We start from the raw sequence: 3,432 nt of genomic DNA, 5'->3' as shown, positions 1-3,432 counted from the left end.
TGGCGGGCCTTATACATTGTGAGGCCGGAGCATCGGTTAAGATGCTCCGGCCTCAAGTGTCATTGGGGTGGTGCAACACCGCAATGATGGTGCGCAAAGCGGTTGGCCCAGGCGGGCATGAACTTTCGTTCGTAAAAAAGCAGAACCCTTTGTGCACTCGAGGCTTCGTCGAACCGTTGAGAGAGCATTTCGCTCGCGTATAAGGGGGACAAAGCCATGACTTATACTACCCGTTTCGTGGGCATCGACATATCGAAATCATCTTTCGACGTCTGCCTTCTGCCCGGTGAAGAGCAGGCGCGTTTTCCAAATACGAGCGAAGGTATTTCTGCCTTCCTGGCCTTTCTGGCCCCTTTCGATGGAATTGAGCGGCTGATCATCGAGCCGACCGGTGGCTATGAGCGTCACGTCGAGGCGGCCCTGCAGGCAGCGCGGTTGCCCCTGGCCAAGGTAAATGCCAAGCAGATCAGACAGTTCGCAAGAGCCTGCGGCCAGCTCTCCAAAACCGACAGGATCGACGCCTTCATCCTGGCCGACTACGGCCGGCGCATGCAAACGCGGATATTGCCCCGGCAATCGAACAGCCTGAGCGCGCTGGAGGGTCTCGTCCTGCGCTACCGGCAATTGTCCCACATGATTGTGCAGGAGAAGAACCGCCGAGAGAAACTGAACCGGAGCGCTGAGGGCAAAACGAGAGATTGGATCGAGGCGTCACTCCGCTTCATGCTCGACCAGCGCCAAGCCGTCATCGACGAAATGACGGCCTGTCTCAAGGCGGACGTAGAACTCGGCAAGAAGGCCAAAGTGCTCATGTCGCTCAAGGGCATCGGCCTGCGAACCGCCTGCTTCCTCCTGGCGGGGTTGCCCGAACTGGGATGCATGAACAAGGGGCAAATCGCCAAGCTGGTTGGCGTCGCACCACTGAACCGTGACAGCGGCCTGATGCGCGGCAAACGCATGATTGCCGGCGGAAGAAAGCCGGTCCGCGACGCACTCTACATCGCCGCCTTACCGGCGATCCGATTCGATCCTGCCATCAAGGCCTTCTACGCAAACCTTCGCAGCAGAGGGAAACCGGGCAAGGTCGCCCTTGTCGCCGTCATCCGCAAGATGATCATCATCCTCAACGCCAGAATGCGCGACTACGCCGCTGCCGGGCTTGACCCCTAACACCGTTGCTTTTTTGTGTCACGACGAGCGCCGATCAAGTCAGGGAAAAGAATGGTCGCTCGCGCCGTATCATTCTTCAAGGCACGTTACAGCAAAATCCCAGTATTCTTGAAGCTTGGCGGCGTGGCTCGCCGAAGATATCCGGTCTCGGCCAAAAATTCGGATGCCTTATGGATTGCCGACTTCCGGCTTCGTGCCATCTACAGCGTCGGCCCGAAAATCGGAATCGATTTTCGGCAAAGCACGATGCGTCGATTCAAAGGGTGAGAGCGACCTTTCTGCGTTCGATAGAACGCAGGGTGCTCCGGGCCGATGACTCGCCGTGTCCCTCGGAGATCCGCATGGCCAATGACGCGATTTATGCGATTAATGAAGGTTTGCTTCCGCTCGATGTTCCCGGAACGTGGGAAGATCAAACCATTCACGTGCTGCGCATTCCTGGAGATGGCCGCGCCACAGCCAGCCTGATTATCACCCGCGAAACATTGCCAATGGGCATGGAGATCAACGACTTCGTCCAAGCCGAACTGGATCGATTGCGCACGACCTTGCCCGAGTTCGAGTTGCACGGGCGGGTGCCGTTGACCTGGAGCGATGTCACGGGCGAGGCGCTTTTGACCCGGTGGCGATCGGCCGAAGGGCTGATGGATCAAGTTTTGACCTGCCGGCGGGCTTATGGGCGGCGGCTTTTGATCTTCACGGCGACCCATCCCGCCCCCTTTCCGACGCCGGCTTATGAAGCGGTGATGGCGTCGATTGCAGGGTTTAAGCCGCGGGAACAATCAACGCCGGAGCCGATCCGAGGGCGCGGATGAGTAATCAGCCCGCTGCCGCAGCGGCGCGCCTCCATGATCCGGTCGCACACAGCCATGCGCTGGGCGGATTTTTGGCGGGAGCGCTCGTCGGAATTGCAGCCGCGACGGGTGTCGCGATCGCCGTCGGCATGGCCGCGACAGCAATCGCCGCAGAGGTCGCGACGGCAGGATTGGCGACGCCGCTCGTCGCGGGCGTTGCCGTGACGGTCGGCGAATTTGCAGTCAACGCCGTTGTTGGCGGCGAATTGATGGGCCTCGCGGAGGACACCGGCGAAGCGCTTGGGGCGAAGTCGATGGCCGCCCCGTCCGGCCAAATCACGCAAGGATCGCCAAACGTTTTCATCAATCGGCGCCCCGCCGCGCGGGTAACCGATGCCGAGAGCTGCCACGCAGGGAAGATCGCGCAAGGATCGTCGAACGTCTTCATCAACGGCCTGCCAGCGGCCCGCATCGGCGACAAAATCACCTGCGGCGCCGTCATCGTCGACGGTTCGAAAAACGTGTTCATCGGTGGCGGTCAGATCACCGCTTTGCCGATCCAGTCGGAAGTGCCGGAATGGGCCCGCTGGGGAGCCGCCGTTGTCGGGATCCTTCCGGCCCTCGGCAGTGCGGCGCGGGCCATCGGGCCGGCGCTCGCGGAAATCGAGGCGACAGGCCTCTCGCGGGCGGCGCGGACCGGCGTCAAAGCGCTCGGCCGGCAAATGGAAGCGCGGGCGGGAGCGACCCGGCCGTCCTACCCCTTCCAAGACGAGCCGATGATTCCGCCCAACGCGGAGGTGAAAATCTCCGATTTCGAAGCCAAGCGGCCGGGCGGCTTGGATATGAGGCACCTTTCGCCTGAAGATGATCTCGCGCGACGTGAGCTTGATACAGGCGGATGGGATCGGAAGATGAAAAAACAGGTGCTCGAATCCGGTGATAATTTTAACATCATAAATGGCAAGGCAGGCGATAATCTCTACGGTTTCAGCTCCAAGGGCTTTCCAAAGACGTCTGATAAGAGCCCTTACTGGATGGACGAGCCGACTTTTCGCGACATTCAGGCCCGTTATTACGATCCCAGGATCGGCGCCTGGGACAGTCCTCGCATCAAAAACGAATTGGCTCTGCCCTGCTTCAATCGCGCCGATGCGATTTACCGGGGACAGTTGACGCAAGACCGACCATTGGTCGTCTCGACCATCAATCCCGCCACCGAAACAGTCACATATTTAGACCGGAATGGCGTCGAGCTGGCAAAATTCCAGCGGACCATGGCCGGCGGTGGCACGCAAATCGCGCCGGCGAAGAATTCTATCGGCGATATTCAAGAGATTTTCGGGCCATGATCGAAATCACACCCGCCATTATGGGGCCGGGCATCGAGGAGGAATATGCCGATGCCATGGCCGCCATCACCGATCTGCGGCGCGCGCTGGGCGGCGAGCGCCGGCTGACCAACGACACC

The 3,432-nt window shown here is 60.2% G+C and carries 4 protein-coding genes and 1 pseudogene; all 5 read left to right on the top strand.

The window, feature by feature from the left end:
* The first annotated feature begins 216 nt into the window (after positions 1-216).
* On the top strand, positions 217-1,170 hold the full coding sequence (locus J1C48_RS18580) for an IS110 family RNA-guided transposase (protein WP_207259490.1): 954 nt from the start codon (positions 217-219) through the stop codon (positions 1,168-1,170).
* Positions 1,171-1,221: 51 nt separating this feature from the next.
* Positions 1,222-1,437: a hypothetical protein gene (locus J1C48_RS18575; protein ID WP_207259489.1), complete on the top strand. Its 216-nt coding sequence runs from the start codon at positions 1,222-1,224 to the stop codon at positions 1,435-1,437.
* Positions 1,438-1,511: 74 nt separating this feature from the next.
* Positions 1,512-1,985 carry a DcrB-related protein gene (locus J1C48_RS18570; RefSeq protein ID WP_207259488.1) on the top strand — a complete coding sequence of 158 codons (474 nt, stop codon included), beginning with the start codon at positions 1,512-1,514 and terminating at the stop codon, positions 1,983-1,985.
* A pseudogene (locus J1C48_RS19315) lies at positions 1,982-2,458 on the top strand (PAAR domain-containing protein); the annotation flags it as partial. The gene J1C48_RS18570 and the pseudogene J1C48_RS19315, both read left to right, overlap by 4 nt.
* 27 nt (positions 2,459-2,485) lie before the next feature.
* Positions 2,486-3,313: a hypothetical protein gene (locus J1C48_RS19060; RefSeq protein ID WP_231081862.1), complete on the top strand. Its 828-nt coding sequence runs from the start codon at positions 2,486-2,488 to the stop codon at positions 3,311-3,313.
* Positions 3,314-3,432 lie beyond the last annotated feature (119 nt).

Origin of the sequence: Jiella flava (assembly GCF_017349315.1) — a bacterium.
Classification (GTDB): Bacteria; Pseudomonadota; Alphaproteobacteria; order Rhizobiales; family Rhizobiaceae; genus Jiella; species Jiella flava.
This window is presented reverse-complemented; position numbering and strand designations above follow the sequence as displayed.